Origin of the sequence: Variovorax multivorans (genome assembly GCF_051216835.1) — a bacterium.
GTDB lineage: Bacteria > Pseudomonadota > Gammaproteobacteria > Burkholderiales > Burkholderiaceae_C > Variovorax.
In genome coordinates this window covers 105,064-125,507 of record NZ_JBPJZL010000013.1, presented here as the reverse complement: position 1 = coordinate 125,507, position 20,444 = coordinate 105,064, and the positions used below count along the sequence as shown (strand labels likewise).

Annotated in this window: 20 protein-coding genes and 1 tRNA gene; 13 read left to right on the top strand and 8 right to left on the bottom strand. The window is 67.1% G+C overall.

Annotated elements, in window-relative coordinates; genetic code table 11:
• The first annotated feature begins 13 nt into the window (after positions 1-13).
• Both ACSFCA_RS28555 and ACSFCA_RS28550 read left to right on the top strand, forming a co-directional pair.
• Complete coding sequence (locus ACSFCA_RS28555; RefSeq protein WP_176928840.1) at positions 14-154, top strand: hypothetical protein; 141 nt, start codon at positions 14-16, stop codon at positions 152-154.
• A 100-nt stretch (positions 155-254) separates the two neighbouring features.
• Positions 255-1,289 carry an RNA ligase (ATP) gene (locus tag ACSFCA_RS28550; RefSeq protein WP_435461828.1) on the top strand — a complete coding sequence of 345 codons (1,035 nt, stop codon included), beginning with the start codon at positions 255-257 and terminating at the stop codon, positions 1,287-1,289.
• 62 nt (positions 1,290-1,351) lie between these two features.
• On the opposite strand, the gene ACSFCA_RS28545 is transcribed toward ACSFCA_RS28550, so the two are convergent.
• From ACSFCA_RS28545 to ACSFCA_RS28535, 3 genes are all read right to left on the bottom strand, one after another.
• Positions 1,352-1,427, bottom strand: a tRNA-Gly gene (locus tag ACSFCA_RS28545).
• A gap of 63 nt (positions 1,428-1,490) precedes the next feature.
• The gene (locus tag ACSFCA_RS28540) at positions 1,491-2,393 is read right to left on the bottom strand and encodes an NAD(P)/FAD-dependent oxidoreductase (RefSeq protein ID WP_435461829.1); all 903 of its coding nucleotides are present in this window, start codon (positions 2,391-2,393) and stop codon (positions 1,491-1,493) included.
• Positions 2,383-2,844: an RrF2 family transcriptional regulator gene (locus ACSFCA_RS28535; protein WP_258351981.1), complete on the bottom strand. Its 462-nt coding sequence runs from the start codon at positions 2,842-2,844 to the stop codon at positions 2,383-2,385. Before ACSFCA_RS28535 ends, ACSFCA_RS28540 begins: the two co-directional genes overlap by 11 nt.
• Positions 2,845-2,962: 118 nt before the next feature.
• Here ACSFCA_RS28535 and ACSFCA_RS28530 point away from each other — a divergent pair, with 118 nt between their 5' ends.
• The 3 genes from ACSFCA_RS28530 to ACSFCA_RS28520 all read left to right on the top strand — a co-directional run bounded on the left by ACSFCA_RS28530 (position 2,963) and on the right by ACSFCA_RS28520 (position 5,850).
• Entirely contained in the window at positions 2,963-4,057 is a 1,095-nt protein-coding gene (locus tag ACSFCA_RS28530) for an AraC family transcriptional regulator (protein ID WP_435461830.1), read from the top strand.
• A 107-nt stretch (positions 4,058-4,164) separates the two neighbouring features.
• Entirely contained in the window at positions 4,165-5,193 is a 1,029-nt protein-coding gene (locus tag ACSFCA_RS28525) for an alpha/beta hydrolase family protein (protein ID WP_435461831.1), read from the top strand.
• Between the two features lie 177 nt (positions 5,194-5,370).
• Positions 5,371-5,850: an adhesin gene (locus ACSFCA_RS28520; RefSeq protein ID WP_435461832.1), complete on the top strand. Its 480-nt coding sequence runs from the start codon at positions 5,371-5,373 to the stop codon at positions 5,848-5,850.
• Positions 5,851-5,915: 65 nt separating this feature from the next.
• Here ACSFCA_RS28520 and ACSFCA_RS28515 read toward each other — a convergent pair whose 3' ends face one another.
• From ACSFCA_RS28515 to ACSFCA_RS28495, 5 genes are all read right to left on the bottom strand, one after another.
• On the bottom strand, positions 5,916-6,359 hold the full coding sequence (locus ACSFCA_RS28515) for a MaoC family dehydratase (protein WP_435461833.1): 444 nt from the start codon (positions 6,357-6,359) through the stop codon (positions 5,916-5,918).
• Between the two features lie 10 nt (positions 6,360-6,369).
• Complete coding sequence (boxA, locus tag ACSFCA_RS28510) at positions 6,370-7,656, bottom strand: benzoyl-CoA 2,3-epoxidase subunit BoxA (protein ID WP_258351984.1); 1,287 nt, start codon at positions 7,654-7,656, stop codon at positions 6,370-6,372.
• 124 nt (positions 7,657-7,780) lie between these two features.
• Positions 7,781-9,208 carry a benzoyl-CoA 2,3-epoxidase subunit BoxB gene (boxB, locus tag ACSFCA_RS28505; RefSeq protein WP_093174765.1) on the bottom strand — a complete coding sequence of 476 codons (1,428 nt, stop codon included), beginning with the start codon at positions 9,206-9,208 and terminating at the stop codon, positions 7,781-7,783.
• A gap of 31 nt (positions 9,209-9,239) precedes the next feature.
• Complete coding sequence (boxC, locus tag ACSFCA_RS28500; protein ID WP_435461834.1) at positions 9,240-10,916, bottom strand: 2,3-epoxybenzoyl-CoA dihydrolase; 1,677 nt, start codon at positions 10,914-10,916, stop codon at positions 9,240-9,242.
• 138 nt (positions 10,917-11,054) lie between these two features.
• Positions 11,055-12,011 (bottom strand): helix-turn-helix transcriptional regulator, encoded by a 957-nt coding sequence (locus tag ACSFCA_RS28495; RefSeq protein ID WP_258351986.1) that lies wholly within the window; start codon positions 12,009-12,011, stop codon positions 11,055-11,057.
• Between the two features lie 163 nt (positions 12,012-12,174).
• Between ACSFCA_RS28495 and ACSFCA_RS28490 the strand changes: the two genes are divergently transcribed.
• The 8 genes from ACSFCA_RS28490 (at position 12,175) to ACSFCA_RS28455 (ending at position 20,443) form a co-directional block, all read left to right on the top strand.
• Complete coding sequence (locus ACSFCA_RS28490) at positions 12,175-12,666, top strand: DUF4863 family protein (protein ID WP_435461835.1); 492 nt, start codon at positions 12,175-12,177, stop codon at positions 12,664-12,666.
• Positions 12,663-14,213, top strand: coding sequence for a 3,4-dehydroadipyl-CoA semialdehyde dehydrogenase (locus tag ACSFCA_RS28485; RefSeq protein WP_435461836.1), 1,551 nt, complete (start codon positions 12,663-12,665; stop codon positions 14,211-14,213). Before ACSFCA_RS28490 ends, ACSFCA_RS28485 begins: the two co-directional genes overlap by 4 nt.
• 30 nt (positions 14,214-14,243) lie before the next feature.
• Positions 14,244-15,791, top strand: a complete 1,548-nt coding sequence (locus tag ACSFCA_RS28480; RefSeq protein ID WP_435461837.1) for a benzoate-CoA ligase family protein — start codon at positions 14,244-14,246, stop codon at positions 15,789-15,791.
• Positions 15,788-16,594, top strand: coding sequence for an alpha/beta fold hydrolase (locus ACSFCA_RS28475; protein ID WP_435461838.1), 807 nt, complete (start codon positions 15,788-15,790; stop codon positions 16,592-16,594). Before ACSFCA_RS28480 ends, ACSFCA_RS28475 begins: the two co-directional genes overlap by 4 nt.
• Positions 16,591-17,763 (top strand): ABC transporter substrate-binding protein, encoded by a 1,173-nt coding sequence (locus ACSFCA_RS28470; RefSeq protein ID WP_258351991.1) that lies wholly within the window; start codon positions 16,591-16,593, stop codon positions 17,761-17,763. Before ACSFCA_RS28475 ends, ACSFCA_RS28470 begins: the two co-directional genes overlap by 4 nt.
• A gap of 105 nt (positions 17,764-17,868) precedes the next feature.
• On the top strand, positions 17,869-18,741 hold the full coding sequence (locus ACSFCA_RS28465; protein ID WP_093057064.1) for a branched-chain amino acid ABC transporter permease: 873 nt from the start codon (positions 17,869-17,871) through the stop codon (positions 18,739-18,741).
• Positions 18,738-19,697 (top strand): branched-chain amino acid ABC transporter permease, encoded by a 960-nt coding sequence (locus ACSFCA_RS28460; protein WP_435461839.1) that lies wholly within the window; start codon positions 18,738-18,740, stop codon positions 19,695-19,697. The genes ACSFCA_RS28465 and ACSFCA_RS28460 overlap by 4 nt, the downstream gene beginning before the upstream one ends.
• Entirely contained in the window at positions 19,694-20,443 is a 750-nt protein-coding gene (locus tag ACSFCA_RS28455) for an ABC transporter ATP-binding protein (protein WP_258351993.1), read from the top strand. The genes ACSFCA_RS28460 and ACSFCA_RS28455 overlap by 4 nt, the downstream gene beginning before the upstream one ends.
• Position 20,444 lies beyond the last annotated feature (1 nt).

Sequence of the window (20,444 nt, the reverse complement as noted above, 5' to 3'; positions counted from 1 at the left end):
CGGAAGCCTCTTCGTGAACGCAGCACTGGTCATTGCCAACGACATCGACAACGCGAGCCCGACATCGGGCCTTGCGTTCGCGTGCGGCATGGGCCATGCGATCGGCCTGCAGCAAACGGGCCATCACGCATCACCGGGAGGAGTCGGCGCATAGCGCGCATCTCTTCAGCACTCTTTTCAAGGAGGCCCGGACACCGAATGGTTCCGGGCCTCTTTTCTTTTGCGTCACCATCAACCACAGGGAGAAAACAACCATGCGCAAACTCGTCACCGTCCGCACCGTCGACGCCATCCGCCCCATCCCCGGGGCCGATGCCATCGAATGCGCCATCGTCGAAGGCTGGACCGTCGTCATCAAGAAGGGGGAGTTCGCCGTCGGCGACCGCTGCGTCTTCTTCGAGATCGACGCGTTCCTGCCGCTCGACGATCCACGCTTCGCCTTCCTGGAGAAGGCCGCGATCACCTGGAACGAACAGCGCGGCGTGCGGCTTCGCACGATGAAGCTGCGCGGCCAGATCTCGCAGGGGCTGATCCTGCCGCTGTCGCAGTTCGCGGAAATCGACGCGCTGGCCGATCCGGCACTGCGCCAGCGCGATTGGGCCGAGCTGTTCGGCATCGGCAAATGGGAGCCGGTGATCCCGGCCTGCCTGTCGGGCGAGGTAGAGGGCGCGTTTCCGTCGTTCATCGCCAAGACCGACCAGGAGCGCATCCAGAACCTGCCGGAGGTGCTTGCGGCAAACGACGGGCTTGCGTTCGAGGTCACGGTCAAGCTCGACGGATCGAGCATGACCGCGTTCCACAACGCGGGAGCACTCGGCGTGTGCGGGCGCAACTGGCAACTGCGTGAAACCCCGGGCAACAGCCTGTGGCGCGTGGCGCGGGAAAACCGCCTGCTGGAAGCGCTCGCGACGCTGGGCCGCAATGTAGCGCTGCAGGGCGAGATCATCGGTGAGGGCATCCAGGGCAACCCGGAGAAGCTGCGCGGTCAGCAGTTCCACGTTTTCGATGTGTTCGACATCGACCGCAGCAGCCACTGCGGGATGGATGAGCGCAACGCCATCGTCGACGCGCTGCGCGTGCTGGGCGCAGGGGTGCGCACCGTGCCGCTGCTCGAAGTGAGCACGCTCGACCGCTTTGGCGGATCGATGGCCGAGGTGCTGGCGTATGCCGAAGGGCCGTCGCTGAACCCGGGCACCTCGCGCGAGGGGGTGGTGTTCAAGCGGCTGGACGGCGGGCTGTCGTTCAAGGCGATCTCGAACAGCTACCTGCTGAAGCACTCGGACCGCTGAGCAGGCAGGGCAGCCGCCCAACGAAAAAAGGCCACCCGATGAGGTGGCCTTTTTCTGCAATGTGGAGCGGGAAAAGAGTCTCGAACTCTCGACCTCAACCTTGGCAAGGTTGCGCTCTACCAACTGAGCTATTCCCGCGTGAAGCCTCAGATTATAGGGTGATCTGGGGCCACTTTTCCCGGATCTGGGAAAAAAGTTCGTTCAAGCGTCGAACACCAGCGACCGATGCAGCGACACGCCGGCCATCAGGCCGTCCGCCGAGGCCAGCGTGGCATTGGTGAATTTCATAGAGAGGTCGCCCGCCGCGTAGACGTCTGGCACCGTCGTCATCTTCATGCCGTCGACGCGCAGCACCGGGCCGAAGGGGCCGTCGTCGAAGGCGCAGCCGAGTTGTTCGGCCAGCGGGCTGGACGGACGCGTGTGCGGCACCACGTACAGCGCCTCGATCGGCACGAGCCTGCCATCGTCGATGCGCACGCCGGCAAGCTGAGGCGCCGCGCCTTCCAGGCCCACGATGCGCCCCGGTTCGATCACCACGCCGCGCGACTGCAGCCTCGCGCGCGTCTCGGCATCGGGCCCCTCGCCGCCATTCAGAAAGACCGTGGTCGGGCCCCACTCGTTGATCAGCAGCGAATGGTCCGGTGGGTGTCCGCTGTGGAAGAGCACGCCCAGCGGGCGCCCGCTGAACTCGTAGCCGTGGCAATAGGGGCAGTGCAACACGCTCTTGCCCCAGCGCTCGCTGATGCCGGCGATGTCAGGCAGGCCGTCCTGAATGCCGTAGGCCAGGAGCAGCTTGCGGGTCGAGACTTGCTCGCCGTTGTCCAGGGACATCGTGAACCCCTGCGCGCCCTCGGCGTTCGCGGCCACCGCACTGGCATTGACGAACTTGACGGACGGATACGCAAGCAGCTTCTCGCGTGCATCGGCAATCATCTTCAGGGGCGGCACACCGTCCTGCCCGAAGAAGCCGTGCGACGCCGCGGCAAAGCGGTTGCGCGGCGCGCCCGCATCGACGACGCACACGTTCCTTCGCGCGCGAGCCAGCTGCATGGCAGCGGAAAGGCCGGCAAAGCTGCCGCCCACGATCAGAGCGTCATAGCGCATGCTCAATGTCCTTCGATGTGAAGCCGCCGCCCGTCATGCGGCGGTGGAAGTCCCTGGAAAGATCGGCCAGCGTGATGCTGTTGAAACGCTTGAGCAGCAGCGCCTCGGCCTCGTCGCACGCGCCGTCGAGCGCCGCGTTCACGGCCTGCTCGACGATGCAGCCCGGGCTCTCGGTGCGGTTGCCCATAGCCAGCAGCGCGGGCGCGCCGACGGCGTTGTGGATGTCGCCCAGGGTCACCGCCGCCAGCGAGCACGACAGCACCCAGCCGCCGCCATGGCCCTTGGCCGAACTGACGAACCCCGCCTGCCGCAGGCCGGCCATGAGGCGGCGCACGACGACCGGGTTGGTATGCATCGCGGCCGCGAGCGACTCGGAAGTGACGGGGTCGTTCATCTCGGCCATATGCAGGAGCACGTGGAGAACGGCTGAAAGCTTGCTGTCTCGTTTCATGCAACATTATTAGTTGCATATGTTTGTCGTGGCGCGCCGAAGGGTCTTGCGGGGCCGGAACGCCCGTCGGTCGTCACGACACTGAGGTGAGAATCGGGCCGGCCGCACCAACCCCACCATGACGCCCACCCCGACAACCCTGCTCGACGCCGCTCTGCGCGGCGTGCTGCTGGCCTTGCTGCTCGTGCTCGCGCTGGTCCTCGGCCGCGACCGCCCTCGCCTGCCGGTCGCGCGCGCGGGCGTGCTGCTGACGCTGGGCCTGTGTATCCAGGTCATCGGCTCCGCGCCGGCTTTCGAGGCACTGGTGCCGCGCGTGTGGCAGTCGCCATTCGTCGCCGTGGCGGTTGGCAATGCAGTGCTGTTCTGGGTGTTCGTGCAGGCACTGTTCAACGATGACTTCAGGCCGCGGCCCATGCACGTCGCCGCGTGGCTCGTGGTGGCCGCGGTGGCCGCGCTCAACTGCGCGGTGGTGGCGGGCAGCGCCTCGGTGCTCGCGCCGATGACGATGGGCGTTCAGCGCGCCGTGCCGCTGGTGTTCGCGGTGCTGGCCGCGATGGCGGCGGCTTCGCAGTGGCGGGCGGACCTGGTGGAGGGGCGGCGCCGGCTGCGCGTGTTCATCGTGGTGACGGGCGTCGGCTACAGCGTCGGGATGCTGGTCGTCCGGCTGGCCTCGCCGCACGGGCAGCTGTCGAGCCTGTCGGCGACGGCTGATGTGGCGATGCTGCTGCTGATCGTGGCGGTGGTGGCTTGGCGGATGGTGCGGCTGGCCGGATCGGAGCTCTTTCCGGTCGCGGTGGTTCCGGATGCGCCGATCCCCACGGTCGAACCGACCTCTGTCGAACCTCCGGCCCCCGACCCCGCCGAAGACCGCCTCGCCGAGTCCTTGCAACACGCCATGGCCGTCGATCACGCCTATCGCAGCGAAGACCTGAGCATCGCTGCCCTCGCCGCACGGCTGTTCGTACCCGAGTACAGACTGCGCCGCCTCATCAACCAGCGGCTGGGCCACCGCAATTTCAACGCCTTCGTCAACGGCTTCCGGCTGGCCGAGGCGACGGCGGCGCTGGCCGACTCCTCGAAGCGCGAGCTGCCGGTGCTGACCATCGCCTTGACCGCGGGCTTCCAGTCCATCGGCCCATTCAACCGCGCGTTCAAGGCCGCCACCGGCCTCACGCCCACCGAATTCCGCAAGCAGAAGCTGGCCGAATCCTGAAATCTCTTGCCGAAAACCGCGTTTGCGGCTTTCGGCAAGACGCGGCCGGCGCGCAGCGGCATCGTCCGGGTCGCCGGGGGCATGGGCCTCCGATGACAAGGAGTTCGATGCGACGACGTTTCCATTTCATCTTCCTGCTGGTCCTGTGGTCCGGATGGGCGCAAGCCTCGATGGGCATGGCGGAGCTTGCCGCCACGGCCGATGACGGCCCGGTCACGGTGTTCTACCCGTCCGCCGATGCTGCCCAGCCGATCCGGCGCGCCCGCTTCACGCTCGACGTGGCGGCGCAGGGCGCGCCGGTGCGCGGCAATGGCCGGCTGGTCGTCGTCTCGCACGGTTCCGGCGGCGCGCCGTGGGTGCACGTGGACTTGGCGCGCAGCCTAGTCGAGGCCGGCTTCATCGTCGCCATGCCCGAGCACAAGGCCGACAACTACAAGGACGACAGCAACCCCGGCCCCGACAGCTGGGCGATGCGCCCGGTCGAGGTGTCGCGCGCCATCGACGCGGTGGCGCGCGACCCGCGCTTCGCGCCGCTGCTGCAGTTCGACAAGGTCGGCATGTACGGCATGTCTGCGGGCGGGCACACGGCGCTGAGCCTCGCGGGCGGGCGCTGGTCGCCGGCCGGGTTCAAGCAGCATTGCGAGGCAAACCTGGTGGACGACTTCCAGTCCTGTGTCGGCCTGATCGTGCGGCTGACGGGCGGGCCTTTCGATGGCATCAAGAAATGGACCGCGCTGTGGGTCATCCGCCATCGCTTCGACGACGCCACCCCGCGCGAGCACACCGACCCGCGCATCGCCGCCATCGCGGCGGCCGTGCCTTCATCAGCCGATTTCGACATGGCCTCGCTGGCCAACCCGCGCGTGCCGCTGGGGCTGATCACCGCCCGGCAAGACCGCTGGCTGGTTCCGCGCTTTCACAGCGACCGGGTGCTCGCGGCCTGCCTGCCGCGCTGCGAACTGATCGCCGACATGCCCACCGCCGGGCACGGTTCGCTGCTGTCGCCACTGCCGCCGGGCCTCACCGGGCTGATCGGCGACATGCTCAACGACCCGCCCGGCTTCGACCGCACTGGCGTGTTACCGGACGTGAACCGCAAGACAACAGCATTCTTCAGCACGCATCTGCTGCCTTGATGCGGGCCGAGGCCTAACGTACGAGCCTCTGATTTCGCCGACAGCCGATTCCCACACGTGTGGGCGACTGTCGCGCACATGGCGACAGATAGCGGCCCGGCCATGGTTGCACCCGAATCGATCGAACCTCGGTCGGTTCTTGAAATCGTGACCATGCTACGAAAGGAACAGTCACCCATGAAGCAACAGCAACACAACCGCATCTTCCTCGGCGCCCTGCTCGCAGGCCTCCTGGCCGTCGGCGGCGCAGCCCAGGCGCAAGGCGTCGGGGTCGGCGTGGGAGTCAATGCAGACGTGAACACTTCGGGCGCCGCCGGCACCGGCTCCTCACAGGGCGGCGCTGCAGCAGGCGCCGGTGCACGCACCGGTGCGGCTGCAGGTGCCCGCACGAATGCCGGCACTGCCGCCACCGACGCGGCCGGCAACTCGACAGGCGGCGTTGGCAATGCCGTCGGTGGCGTGCTGGGTGGTGCCACGGGCGCTGTCGGCGGCGCCACGAATGCGGTGGGCGGCGTGGCGAACACCGCTGGCAGCACGCTGAATGGCGCGACCGGCGCCGTGGGCTCGACCGCCGGTACCGTGAAACCGGCAAACGCCGGCGCGAAGGCTCGCGCCAAGGCCCAAGGCTCGGGCGCTGTCGACATCAAGCAGCAGTAACCCCGGCGGCCAAGCCGAAGAAAGCCCGCAGCGCCCGCGTTGCGGGCTTTTTTATTGATGAAGCCTCAGTCGGCCAGCTTGAGCTTGAACAGGCTGGTGACTTCCGCGTCGAGCACCACCAACTCGCGCTGGTTGAAGAGCCGCCAGCGCCAGCGCAGGATGCCGAGCGCGGGGCGCTTCTCGGAGCGGCGCACCTCGATCACATCTGCCACCAGCCGCAGTGCATCACCGGGCCGCACGGGGTTGGGCCAGCGCACATGCTCGAGCCCCGGCGATGCAAAAGACTCGGAGCCGGCGAGCGCTGCACCGACCACCAACCGCATCGCGATGGAGCACGTGTGCCAGCCGCTCGCTATCAGCCCGCCGAAGGGGCTGTCGGCAGCCGCGTCGGCATCGGTGTGAAACCACTGGGGGTCGTAGGCCCGCGCGAACTGCAGGAGCTCGGCTTCGGCAAGCACGTAGGGCCCGGCCTCGATGACCTGGCCCGCATGGAAGTCGGCGAACTTCATCCGCCGCAGCTTAGTACGTTTCGAGGTGCAGGCGGCCTTCGCGTTTCAGGGCAGCGCCCACGGTGTCCCAGTCGAGCCCCGCTTCCTTCGCCACGTCGCGCAGTGCGAGCACCACGCCCTCTTCCATGCTCTTGAGGCCGCACACGTAGAAATGGCTGCTGCCGTCTTTCAGCAGTGCGGCCAGGTCGGCGGCACGTTCGCGCATCAGGTCCTGCACGTAGCGCTTGGGTTGCCCCGGCGTGCGCGAGAACGCGAGGTTGATGTCGATGAAGTCCTTGGGCAGCGACTGCAGCGGGCCGAAGTACGGCAGCTCCTGCTGCGTGCGAGCGCCGAAGAACAGCATCAGCTTGCCGCCCTCGAACTTGCCGCTCTTGCGCAGCCGGCGGCGCCATTCAGTCATGGCGCGCATCGGCGCGCTGCCGGTGCCGGTGCAGATCATCACGATGTGCGACCTGGGGTGGTTCGGCATCAGGAACGACGCGCCGAAGGGCCCCACCACCTGCACCGTGTCGCCCACCTTCAGGTCGCACACGTAGTTGGAGCACACGCCGCGCACCGGCTCGCCTTCGTGGTCTTCGGTCACGCGCTTCACGGTGAGCGACACGTTGTTGTAGCCGGGCCGCTCGCCGTTGCGCGGGCTGGCCACAGAATACTGGCGCGCATGGTGGCGCTTGCCGATGGCGTCAACGCCCGGCGGCACGATGCCGATCGACTGGCCTTCGAGCACCGGAAACGGCAACACGCCGAAGTCCAGCACGATGTGGTGCGTCTCGCTGTCGAAGCCGGCCTCGGTGCAGTTGAAGTTGCCGACCACGGTGGCGGTGGTCGGCGTCTTCGGCGGAAAGAGGTTGGTATAGGCGTGCGCGGCCGACCAGGGCGGCACGGTTGCGCCGTACTGCGCAGAGTTGAAGGCCGGCTCGACGGATTCGACCGCGGCCTGGGCTTGCGCCTGGGTTTGCTCAGGCGCGGCGGCATCGCCAGCGGCTTCGGCAGACACGCCGGCCGCTTCCAGCTCTTCAGGCGAGAGCTCGGCAGGCAGCGATTCCCAGGTGAGCTGTTCCTCGATCGTGTACGCACGCACCAGCGGCATGGTGCGCCAGTTGTCGATCGAGCCCGTCGGGCACGGCGAGATGCAGGCCATGCAGCCGTTGCAGACGTCGGCACGCACCACGTAGTTGTTGTCGTCGTGCGTGATCGCGTTGACGGGGCAGGTGGCCTCGCAAGTGTTGCAGCGGATGCAGATCTCGGGGTCGATCAGGTGCTGCTTGATGACTCCGGCTTCAACGGCCATGTCCATGTCTTTTTCTCCTTTCCCTCGCCCCTTGGGGAGAGGGTCAGGGTGAGGGGGCAGCGGCTTGTCGTGGGGACGCCGCCTACCCTCACCCCTGCCCTCTCCCCGAGGGGAGAGGGAGTAATACCAATCAGCCGAAACGCACGTATTCGAAGTCCACCGGCTGGCGATTGATGCCCATCACCGGCGGCGAAATCCAGCCTGCGAACTTGCCCGGCTCCACCACACGGCCCATCAACGATGCCACGAAAGCGAAGTCTTCGGCGCTCGGCAGCCATTCGTCGCGCTTGGCGGCCCATTCGACCTCATTCACCACGCGGCCTTCCGGCGACATCTTGATGCCGGCGAGCGCGCCGATCTGGCGGTTGAATGCCTTGTGCGGCACCACCAGGCGGGTCGGAATGCCGGCCTTTTCCAGCACCTTGTTCCAGCGGCCGACGCCGGCCACCGAGTCCTTGATGAAGTCGTCGCGCAGCACTTCATTCAACGCGTTGAGCATCGGCACGTCTTTCTCCACGAGCTGGCCTTCCTTCACTTCCAGCACCTTGTAGGTCTGGCCCTTGAGGATGTGGTCGTCCGTGCGCTTGCCTTCTTCGTAGCGGCCTTTCAGGCCCGAGCTGTAGAAGATGGCGGCGTTGCTCGACTGGTCGGCGCCGAACAGATCGATGGTCACGCTGTAGTGGAAGTTCAGGTAGCGCTGGATGGTGCCCAGGTCGATGCAGCCCGCGGCGCGCACCTTCTGCGCATCGTCGGTCTTCAGCTCGTTCATGACCTGCGCGGTGCGTGCGATGACGCGCGACACGCCGCTTTCGCCCACGAACATGTGGTGCGCTTCTTCGGTCAGCATGAACTTCGTGGTGCGCGCGAGCGGATCGAACGCGCTTTCGGCCAGCGCCGAAAGCTGGAACTTGCCGTCGCGGTCGGTGAAGTACGTGAACATGAAGAACGCGAGCCAGTCAGGCGTGCGCTCGTTGAAGGCGCCCAGGATGCGCGGGTTGTTCTCGTCGCCAGAAGTGCGCTGCAGCAGCGCTTCGGCTTCCTCGCGCCCGTCGCGGCCGAAGTGCTTGTGCAGCAGGTAGACCATCGCCCACAGGTGGCGGCCTTCTTCCACGTTGATCTGGAACAGGTTGCGCAGGTCGTACATGCTGGGCGCCGTGAGGCCCAGGTGGCGCTGCTGCTCGACCGAAGCGGGCTCGGTGTCGCCCTGCGTCACGATGATGCGGCGCAGGTTGGCGCGGTGTTCGCCGGGCACGTCCTGCCAGGCCTTCTCGCCCTTGTGGTCGCCGAAGTGAACTTCGCGGTTGGCGTCGCCCGGGTTCAGGAAGATGCCCCAGCGGTAGTCGCGCATCTTCACGTGGCCGAACTGGGCCCAGCCCTGCGGGTCGACGCTCACGGCCGTGCGCAGGTACACCTCGTGGTTGGTCGAGCCTTCGGGGCCCACGTCGTCCCACCAGTTGATGAAGTTGGGCTGCCAGCCTTCGAGCGCGCGCTGCAGCGTGCGGTCTTCGCCGAGGTTGACGTTGTTGGGGATCTTCTCGCTGTAGTTGATCGTGCTCATCGTTGTTCCTTGGGTTGTACGGACTGTCAGCTCAAACGCGGTTCATGTCGAAGCCGGCCTTTTCGCCGGTGCCGTAGACCTTGAGCGCACCCTTCTCGCCAACGGCGTTGGGGCGGTTGAAGATCCAGTTCTGCCAGGCGGTGAGCCGGCCGAAGATGCGGGTGGCCATGTTTTCCTTGCTCGCAAAGCGCAGGTTGGCTTCGAGGCCGGTGAGCGCGTCGGGCGACATGGCGGCGCGCTCCTCGATGACGATGCGGATCTCGTCGTCCCAGTCGATGTCGTCGGGCGCGGCGGTGACGAGGCCGAGCTTCAGTGCTTCGTCGGCATCGAGCGGCTTGCCGGCGGCGGCGCGCGCGGCTTCGAGCGGCGCGGCCTCTTCATAGAAGCGGCGCTGCAGGCGGCTCTGGTCGTTCACCATCGGGAAGAAGCCGAAGTTGAACTCGTTCAGCGTGAGCTTGGGCGCACGGCCTGCGTCGTCGGGCAGCGCGAGCATGTAGGTGCGGTCGGCCGCGAAGGCCAGTTCGGCCAGCGTGCCGGCGAAGCACGAGCCCGCTTCGATCAGCGCGAACAGGCTGCGCGAAGAAACATCGAGGCGTGCCAGCGTGCGGCGCAGCGCGCCGATGGTTTCGCGCACCAGCCAGTGGTCTTTATTGGCGAGCATCACGGCGTCGGATGCGAGCACGGCGGCTGCATCGCCTTCGGTCTTGAGCAGCCAGGTGCCGATGTCGAGTTCGTTGGTGCGCAGGTTGAGGATCGCGTCGTCGATTTCGCGGCACACAGCGAGCGGCCACCAGGCGGCGCCCGCGGCTTCGATGGCGGCCACGTCGGCCGGCTGCGTGCCGGTCGGGGCCTTGACGGTGATCGTGGCGGTGCGCTTGCTGCGGTCGATCTGCACGTTGACGTGCGAGTAGGCGATGCCGTCTGCGCTGTCGGTGCGCTCGAGGCGAGTCAGGGCCACGCCCTTTCCACCGGCCGGGCGGTCGCTGCCTGCGGCGAGCTGCGAAGCGCGGTCCTGCACGGCAGCGGCGAACTGCGCGGGCTTGGCCACCGCATCGACCAGGCGCCAGTCGACTGCGCGCTGGCCGCGCACGCCTTCGACGCTGGTGCAGAAGATGTCGGCGAGGTCATGGCGCACGTGGCGCTTGTCGGTCACGCGGGTCAGGCCGCCGGTGCCGGGCAGCACGCCGAGCAGCGGCACTTCGGGCAGCGAGACGGCGGAGGAGCGGTCGTCCACCAGCAGAATTTCGTCGCAGGCCAGTGCCAGTTCGTAGCCGCCGCCGGCGCAGGCGCCGTTCACGGCTGCGAGGAACTTCAGGCCCGAGTGCTTCGAGGAGTCTTCGATGCCGTTGCGCGTCTCGTTGGTGAACTTGCAGAAGTTGACCTTCCAGGCATGGCCCGAGACGCCGAGCATGAAGATGTTGGCGCCCGAGCAGAAGATGCGGTCCTTGCCGCTGGTGACGATCACGCTGCGCACTTCGGGGTGCTCGAAGCGCACGCGGTTGAGCGCGTCATTCAGCTCGATGTCCACGCCCAGGTCGTAGCTGTTGAGCTTGAGCTTGTAGCCGGGGCGGATGCCGCCGTCTTCCGCAATGTCGAGCACGAGGCGCGCGATGGCGCCGTCGAAGCTCAGCGACCAGTGGCGGTACTGGCCGGGTTCGGTGCGGTAGTCGACGCGCGGGGGCGCCTGGAGCGTGGTGGTGTCGGTCATGCGGAAGTCTCCTGTGGGGCAGTGTTCGGAAACCGTGAACAGGAAAGATAGTGCACTTTCTTGCTCCGATGACATGCATCATGATGCATACGACAAGGCAAGTCAATGCCTGTAGCGCTTTTTTCAGATTTCAGGTGCCTAGACCAGGCCCATGGACTGGCGGGCAACGGAGCGCAGGGCCTGGAAGCTCTGCGACAGCGTCTTGCCGCTGGTGTCCACCGACAGGTCGGCCTTCGAATAAAAGGCGGCGCGGCCGTTCAGGATGCGGCGCAGGTCTTCCATCGCTTCCTTGCTGGCCGCCATCGGGCGGGTGTCGCCCTGCGCGGCCACACGGCCCATGTGCTCCTCGGGCGCGGCCTGCAGCCATACGGTGGTGCAGTGCGCGAGCAGTTCGTTGAAGGTGGCCGGGTCGGAGACGATGCCGCCGGGTGTGGCGATGACCACCTCGCTGTAGATCTGCACGGCCTCCTCGAGCGCGCGGCGCTCGTAGCGGCGGTAGGCGTTGGTGCCGTACAGGTCGTGAATCTCGCGCACGCTGCAGCCCGCAAGCTTCTCGATCTCGCGGCTCAGCTCGATGAAGGGCAACTCCAGGTCTTCGGCCAGCATCTGTCCCAGCGTCGATTTGCCCGCACCGCGCAGGCCCACGAGGGCGATGCGCCGGTGCCGCGCCGGGTCGACCGAGGCGGTGCCCAGCAGCTCGCCAAGCGCCACGCGCACGCGGCGCAGGTCGGATTCGCTGCGGTTCTCGAGCAGTTCGCGGATCAGCAGCCACTCGGGCGAGCTGGTCGTGACGTCGCCCACCAGTTCGGCCAGCGAGCAGTGCAGCGCACCGGCCACCTGCTGCAGCACCAGGATCGACGCGTTGCCGATGCCGTATTCGAGGTTGGCCAGGTGGCGCTCCGACACGTCGGCCGCAATAGCCACAGCTTTGCGCGTGAGGCCACGCTGCGCGCGCAGGTTGCGCACGCGGTCGCCCAACGCCACCAGCAGCGGATTCTTCGCCTCCCCGGCGACGGCGTGGCCCGGGGCACCGTTGCTGCCGCCATTGCCGCTTTCCAGCGCGGCAGCCAGCCCCGCGTCTACATGCTCATTCATGCAATTCCTCGTTCTTCGCCGGGATTGTGCGCGCTCAGGGTAAACACCATAGATGCACTATATTGCTTGACACTCATTGTCTCGATGCTTATTGTTCGGCCACACGCAAGATACTGCACGCGCAGTGATCCTGCAAGGTAGTTCCAAAGTTCGAGGCCCCACGATGTCCGACAGCAGCACTCCCGCCACCGGCAAGGAAGCATTTCACCAGCTGATCGCCGGCCTGACCGCCGAGATTGCCGGCAGGCCGCTCGACGGCGCCCTCGACCAGTGGCTCAACGCCACCCACGGCGCGGGCAGCGCCAGCTTCGAACAACTGCGCCAGGCCTGCATCGGCGGCGTGGCCGAAGGCTGGCTTTGCGAGCGCGAGGGCGGCGGCATCAGGTACGGCCGCGTCTTCAAGGCCGAAGACGCGCTGCATCGCTTCTCGGTCGACGTGGTCGACATGAAGGACATCGCCGGCCCGCACCACACGCATCCGAACGGCGAGATCGACCTGATCATGCCGCTCGACGACAGCGCCGCCACCTTCGACGGACGGCCCGCGGGCTGGTGCGTCTACGGGCCCGGCACCGCGCACCGCCCGACCGTGGCCCAAGGCCGCGCGCTCGTCCTCTATCTGCTGCCCGAGGGGCAGATCAAGTTCACCCAATGACCGAACTCCTTTCCAACTACGTCGCCGGCCGCTGGCAAAGCGGATCGGGCGCCGGCACGCCCCTGTTCGACCCGGTGCTGGGCACCGAGCTTGCGCGCGTCGATGCCACCGGCCTCGACCTGCCCGCGGCCTTTGCCTTTGCGCGCGAACAGGGTGGCGAGGCGCTGCGCGCCCTCACCTACCGCCAGCGCGCCGCCTTGCTCGCAGCCATCGTGAAAGTGCTGCAGGCCAACCGCGATGCTTATTACGAGATCGCCACCGCCAATTCAGGCACGGTGAAAAACGATTCGGCCGTCGACATCGACGGTGCGATCTTCACGCTCGGCCAGTACGCGAAATGGGGCGACACGCTCGGCGACGTGCGTGCGCTTCGCGACGGCGAAGCCGTGAAGCTCGGCAAGGAGCCGGTATTCCAGTCGCAGCACCTGCAGGTGCCGACGCAGGGCGTGGCGCTGTTCATCAACGCCTTCAACTTCCCCTCGTGGGGCTTGTGGGAGAAGGCCGCACCCGCGCTGCTGTCGGGCGTGCCCGTGATCGTGAAGCCCGCCACGGCCACCGCCTGGCTCACGCAGCGCATGGTGAAGGACGTTGTCGATGCGGGCGTGCTGCCCGCCGGGGCGCTCTCCATCGTGTGCGGTAGCTCAGCCGGTTTGATGGACGCGCTGCAGCCCTTCGATGTGGCCTCGTTCACCGGTTCGGCCGAGACGGCCGCGGTGATCCGCTCGCACCCCGCCGTGGCCGAACGCTCGGTGCGCGTGAACATCGAGGCCGACAGCCTCAACAGCGCCCTGCTGCTGCCCGGCGCCGCGCCCGGCAGCGAGGCTTTCAACCTGCTCGTGCGCGAAGTGGTGCGCGAGATGACGGTCAAGTCGGGCCAGAAATGCACGGCCATCCGGCGCATCCTGGTGCCGGCGGAGGTGTACGACGCGGCAGCCGAAGCCATCGGCGCCAAGCTCGCGGGCATCACCGTCGGCAACCCGCGCAACGAGAACGTGCGCATGGGTTCGCTCGTGAGCCGCGCGCAGCTGAACGCGGTGCGCGACGGGCTCGACGCACTGGCCGCGCAAACGACCGTGCTGCATGACAGCCGCAACAAGCCGCTGATCGACGCCGACCCGGCCGTGGCCGCCTGCATCGGCCCCGTGCTGCTCGGCGCGCGCGATGCCGATGCGGCGCAGCGCGTGCACGACGTGGAAGTGTTCGGCCCCGTCGCCACGCTGCTGCCGTACCGCGACCTCGCGCACGGCATCGCGCTGGCGCATCGCGGCCAGGGCTCGCTCGTCACCTCTCTATATGGCAGCGATGACGCAGCTCTGGCGCAAGCCGCGCTGTCGGTCGCGCCAAGCCACGGCCGCGTGCACGTCATCACCCCCGAAGTGGCGCAGGCCCACACCGGCCACGGCAACGTGATGCCGATGTCGCTGCACGGCGGCCCCGGCCGCGCGGGCGGTGGCGCCGAGCTCGGCGGGCTGCGCGCGCTCGATTTCTATCACCGCCGCAGCGCGGTGCAGGCGAGCCCCGGCGTCATCGCCGCGCTCGGCCTCTAGAACAAGAACACGGCCGAAGGAGACAAGACCATGACCCTGCCCACAAGATTCAACTTCGCCGAGCATCTGTTCGCCCTCAACCGCGGCCGCGCCGAGCGCACCGCCTACATCGACGACCGAGGCACGCTGAGCTACGGCCAGCTCGAAGACCGCGCGCGCCGGCTGGCTGCCGCATTGAAGGCAGCCGGCATCCGCCGCGAAGAGCGCGTTCTGCTGCTGATGCTCGATGGCAACGACTGGCCCGTGAGCTTTCTCGGTAGCCTCTATGCCGGCGTCGTGCCGGTGGCAGTCAACACGCTGCTAACGCCCGACGACTACGCCTACATGCTCGATCACAGCCGCGCGCAGGCGGTGCTGGTGTCGGGCGCGCTGCTGCCCACGCTGCAGGAGGCGATGGCACGCGGTGGCCATGAAGTGCACACGCTGTTCGTGTCGCAGCCCACGGGCGCCCTGCCCGATGGCGCGAAGGAATTCGATGCAGCGCTCGCCGCAGTCGAGCCCCTGCCGTCGCCCGTGACAACCGCTTCCGACGACCCGGGTTTCTGGCTGTATTCCTCCGGCTCCACCGGCAAGCCCAAGGGCACGGTCCACACGCACGCCAACCTGTGGTGGACGGCCGAGCTCTACGGCAAGCCCGTGCTCGACCTCACTGAGAACGACGTGTGCTTCTCGGCCGCGAAGATGTACTTTGCATACGGCCTTGGCAATGCGCTGACCTTCCCGCTCTCCGTGGGCGCCACCGTCGTGCTGATGGCCGAGCGGCCAACTCCCGACGCCACCTTCCGTCGCTGGGTGGAGCACAAGCCCACCGTGTTCTTCGGCGCGCCCACCGGCTTCGCGGGCATGCTCGCATCGCCCAAGCTGCCTGCGCGCGAAGCAGTGGCGCTGCGCATGTGCTCTTCAGCCGGTGAAGCCTTGCCGGGCGAGATCGCTCAGCGCTTCAAGGCGCACTTCGGCTGCGAAATCATCGACGGCATCGGCTCGACCGAGATGCTGCACATCTTCATCTCCAACCGTCCCGGCGACATCCGCTACGGCACCACCGGCAAGCCGGTGGACGGCTACGAGGTCGAACTGCGCGGCGAAGACGGCCGCCCAGTGCCCGACGGCGAAGTGGGTGACCTCTACATCCGCGGCCCCAGCTCGGCCCTGATGTACTGGGCCAACCGCGAGAAGTCGCGCGAGACCTTCCAGGGCGGCTGGACCAAGAGCGGCGACAAGTACACGCGCGACGCCGACGGCTACTTCACCTACGCCGGGCGCAGCGACGACATGCTGAAGGTCAGCGGCATCTACGTGTCGCCCTTCGAGGTCGAGGCCACGCTGATGCAGCACCCGGCCGTGCTCGAAGCGGCAGTCATCGGCAAGGAAGACGCCGAAGGGCTCACCAAGACCAAGGCTTTCGTGGTGCTGAAGGACGGCAGCGCGGCAACCGAGGAAGAGCTGAAGGCCTTCGTCAAGGAACGCCTTGCGCCATATAAATACCCGCGCTTCCTGGAGTTCGTGAGCGAGCTGCCGAAGACGGCGACCGGCAAGATCCAGCGCTTCCGGCTGCGCGAGCGCGAGAAGCAGGCATGAGCACGCCCGAGTTCGCCACCATCGACTGGCGCGGCAGCAGCGTGCAGATCGAGTGCCAGTGGATTTCCCCCGAACGCACCGATGCACCGCTCATCGTGTTCCTGCACGAAGGCCTGGGCTCCGTCGCCATGTGGAAGGATTTCCCCGCGCAAGTCTGCGACGCCGCCAATGCGCGAGGCCTGGTCTTCTCGCGCCCCGGCTACGGCCGCTCCACCCCGCGCGCCGACGACGAGATCTGGGACGTCGACTTCATGCACCGCCAGGCGCACGAAGTGCTGCCCGCCCTCTTCACCGCGCTGGGGCTCGATGGCCAGAAGCCCTGGCTCTTCGGCCACAGCGACGGCGGCTCGATCGCGCTGCTGTACGCCTCTCGCTTCCCCGAAAAGGTCGAAGGCCTGGTCGTGCTCGCCCCGCACATCTTCGTGGAAGACAAGACCGTCGCGAACATCGAGATCGCCCGCACCGCGTACCTGGGCACCGACCTGCCGAAGAAGCTGGGCCGCTACCACGACAGTGCCGACTCCGCCTTCTGGGGCTGGAACCGCATCTGGCTGCACCCGCCCTTTCGCGACTGGAACATCGAGGCGGAGCTCGACACCATCCGCTGCCCCGTGCTCGCCGTGCAGGGCATCGACGACGAGTACGGCACGCTTGCGCAGATCCGCGACATCGCCGCGCGCGTCAGTGGTTGCGAGCTGCTCGAAATCCCTGAATGCGGGCATTCCCCGCATCGCGATCAGCCGGATCGTGTCATCGTCGCGGCCACTTCTTTCATCACCAAAAACAGGAGACAGACATCATGACAATCCGCACCGCCCGACTGGCCCTCACGGCCATTGCCTTTGCCGCGCTGGCCTCGGCCGCCGGCGCCCAGGGCACCGGTAAGCTCAAGGTCGGCCTGATGCTGCCCTACAGCGGCACCTACACCGCCCTGGGCGTGGCCATCGAGAACGGCTTCAAGCTCTACGTGGACGAGCAAGGCGGCAAGCTCGCCGGCCGCGAGATCGAATACTTCAAGGTCGACGACGAGTCCGACCCCGCCAAGGCCACCGACAACGTCAACAAGCTCATCAAGCGCGACAACGTCGACGTGATCGTCGGCACCGTGCACTCGGGCGTCGCGATGGCCATGGCCAAGGCCGCGAAGGAAAGCGGCACCGTGCTGATCGTGCCGAACGCCGGCGCCGACGCAGTGACCGGCCCGATGTGCGCGCCCAACATCTTCCGCAGCTCGTTCAGCAACTGGCAGCCGGCCTTCGCCATGGGCGAGGTGGCGGCCAAGCAGCAGGGCAAGAAGAAGGCGATGACCATCACCTGGAAATACGCTGCCGGCGACGAGTCGGTCAACGGCTTCAAGGAAGGCTTCGAGAAGAACGGCGGCAAGGTCGACAAGCAGCTCACGCTGCCCTTCCCCAACGTGGAATTCCAGGCGCTGCTGACCGAGATCGCGGCGGCCAAGCCCGATGCGGTGTACGCCTTCTTCGCGGGCGGCGGCGCGGTGAAGTTCGTGAAGGACTACCAGGCCGCCGGCCTGAACAAGACCATTCCGCTGTACGGCCCCGGCTTCCTGACCGATGGAACGCTCGATGCGCAAGGCGATTCCGCGCAGGGCATGCTGACCACGCTGCACTACGCCGACGGCCTGAACACGGCACGCGACAACGCCTTCCGCGTCGGCTATGCCAAGGCCTTCAAGCTGCAGCCCGACGTGTATGCCGTGCAGGGCTACGACGCGGCGCAGATGCTGGGCGTGGGCCTTGCCGCCACCAAGGGCGACATCGGCAAGAAGGCCGAGTTCACGGCCGCCATCGAGAAAGCCAAGATCGACAGCCCGCGCGGCACGTTCACGATGAGCAAGTCGCACAACCCGGTGCAGGACATCTACCTGCGCAAGGTCGAGGGCAAGGAAAACAAGCTGGTGAGCACGGCCATCAAGGGACTGGCCGATCCAGCCCGCGGCTGCAGGATGTAAGCGGGCCACAAGCCCTTCGTTTGTCTCGTTCCCTCGCGGCCCTCGACTGAGTTCACGGGCCGCGAGCCGCCTTGCGGCAACCACAACCAACTGGGATCTCACACGGTGGATTTCGGAACCTTCCTCGTCCAGTGCCTGAACTCGGTTCAGTACGGACTCCTGCTCTTCCTCGTGGCCTCGGGGCTGACGCTGATCTTCGGGATCATGGGCGTCATCAACCTCGCCCACGGCAGCTTCTACATGATCGGCGCGTACATGGCGTTCGCGCTCGCGCCGCTCTTCGGCGACCAGTTCCTGCTGATGCTGGTGGCCGGCGTGGTGCTTGCCGCGGTGTTCGGCTACCTGCTCGAATGGGCCTTCTTCAGCTACCTCTACCAGCGCGATCATCTGCAGCAGGTGCTGATGACCTACGGCCTGATCCTGGTGTTCGAGGAGCTGCGCTCCATCCTCGTGGGCAACGACGTGCACGGCGTGAAGGTGCCCGCGTGGCTCGACGGCAGCTTCGCGCTGGGCAACGTCATGAGCTACCCGTGGTATCGCCTCTTCGCATCGGCCGCCTGCATCGTGCTGGCCGTGGGGCTGTACTGGGTGGTCAACCGCACGCGGCTGGGCATGATGATCCGCGCCGGCGCGAGCAACCGCGACATGGTGCGCGGCCTTGGCATCGACGTGAAGCGGCTCTACCGCATCGTGTTCGCGGCTGGCGTGGCGCTTGCGGCACTGGCCGGCATGATCGCCGCGCCGATGTCCTCGGTGTACCCGAACATGGGTGCGAGCGTGCTGATCATCTGCTTCGTGCTGGTGGTGATCGGCGGCATCGGCTCGATCACGGGGGCGCTGGTGGCGTCGCTGCTGGTGGGCTTCGTCGACACCTTCGGCAAGGTGTTCTTCGCGGACCTGAGCGGCATCGGCATCTATCTTCTGATGGCCATCGTGCTCATATGGAAGCCCGAGGGGCTGATGGGGAGGCGGCCATGACAGCCATGAAAAAAGGCGCCTTCCTCCTGCCCGTAGCCTGCGCAGTGGCCATCGGCATTGCTGGCCCGTTGCTGGGCAACTATGCGTCGGACTTCATCGTGAAGGTGATGATCCTGTCGATCTTCGCGCTGAGCCTGGAGCTGCTGGTGGGCATGACGGGCCTCGTGAGCCTGGGCCATGCGGCGTTCTACGGCATCGGCGCGTACGTCACTGTGCTCGCATCGGGCAGCGAAGGCGGCAACTTCGCGCTGCTGCTGCCGCTGGCCATGGGCGCGGCCGCGCTCTACGCCCTCTTCGTCGGCGCACTGAGCCTGCGCACGCGCGGCGTGTACTTCATCATGGTGACGCTGGCCTTCGCGCAGATGGCCTTCTTCGTGTTCCACGACACCAAGATCGGCGGCGGCAGCGACGGCATCTACATGTATGTGCGACCCGCCATCGGCGCGCTCGACATGGAGAACCGCACGGTGCTGTTCTACGTGGTGCTGGCCTCGCTGGTATTCACCTACGGGCTGCTGGCGCTCATTCGCCGCTCGCGCTTCGGCGCGGCGCTGGCGGGCATCCGCGTGAACGAGCAGCGCATGCGCGCGGCCGGGTTCGCGGTGTATGGCTACAAGCTCGCGGCCTTCGTGCTGGCCGGTGCACTGGCCGGGCTCGCGGGCTTCCTGCTGGCCTCGCGCGACGGCGTGGTCAACCCGGAGCTGATGGCATGGCACACCTCGGGCGAGGTGCTGCTGATGGTGATCCTTGGTGGCCTCGGCCATCTGCGCGGCGCGGTGATCGGCGCCATCGCGTTCACGCTGCTGAAGGAAATCTTCTCGACGCATGCGGTGATGGGCCCGCTGGCCGACCACTGGCAGCTGACGCTGGGGCTGACGATCATCGTGTTCGTGGCGCTGCTGCCCAAGGGGCTGATCGGCCTGGTACAGCGCCTGTCGCCGAAGGGGGCCGCATGACGACCGCACTGCTTTCCGTCGAAGGCCTCACGCGCCGCTTCGGCGGCCTCACGGCCGTCAACGCCGTCACGCTCGACCTGCACGTCGGCGAAGTCCATGCGGTGATCGGCACCAATGGCGCGGGCAAGTCGACGTTGATCAACATGCTCTCCGGCGAGATCGAAGCCTCCGAAGGTCGCATCGCGCTCGACGGCGTGGACATCACCGGCCGTGCCCAGTCGAAGCGCGCGCGCGACGGCGTGGGCCGCAGCTACCAGCGCACGACCATCTTCCCGGAGTTCAGCGTGCACGAGAACTGCCGGCTCGCCGCGCAAGCCGCAACACCCAAGCCCTGGGCGTTCTGGCAATCGTCGCAAGGCTGCGCCACCAGCAACGCATCGGCCGACGCGGCGCTCGAAGCCGCCGGCCTCGCGCATGAAGCAGGCCGCATCGCCGGCACCATGAGCCACGGCGCGCAACGCCAGCTCGAAGTGGCGATGTGCCTGGCCACCAACCCACGCGTGCTGCTGCTCGACGAGCCGCTCGCCGGCATGGGCGCGGAGGAAACCGACCGCATGCTCACGCTGCTCGCGCGGCTGAAGGCCACGCATGCCATCTTGCTGGTGGAACACGACATGGACGCAGTGTTCCGCATTGCCGACCGCATCACGGTGATGGTGAACGGCACGGTCATCGCCACAGGCAACCCCAAAGAGATTCGCGAGAACCCCGAAGTGCGCACGGCTTACCTCGGAGAAGACCACTGAC